General features: G+C 37.4%; 1 protein-coding gene. It reads left to right on the top strand.

The window, feature by feature from the left end; all coding sequences use genetic code 11:
• Nucleotides 1-21 precede the first annotated feature (21 nt).
• The coding region (locus V6260_RS19625) for an HAD hydrolase-like protein (RefSeq protein ID WP_341595651.1) at nt 22-206 on the top strand (185 nt) is incomplete at its 3' end.

The raw sequence follows: 206 nt of genomic DNA, 5'->3' as shown, positions 1-206 counted from the left end.
TAGGTTAAATAAGGAGTGAGCATGACTTTAAAAGCAATATTGTTTGATATCGATGGCACATTAGATGATTCAGAAAGCCTGCACTTTGTATGTTGGAGTAACTTACTTAAACCCTACGGTGTTAGTTATTTAGAAAATGACTTTTGCCAGCGTTTTTCGGGACGACCTACATTAGAAGCTGCAATCGAGATTAACCAAGAGCATAG

It is taken from the genome of Pseudoalteromonas aliena (genome assembly GCF_038155085.1).
Classification (GTDB): Bacteria; Pseudomonadota; Gammaproteobacteria; order Enterobacterales; family Alteromonadaceae; genus Pseudoalteromonas; species Pseudoalteromonas aliena_A.
This window is presented reverse-complemented; position numbering and strand designations above follow the sequence as displayed.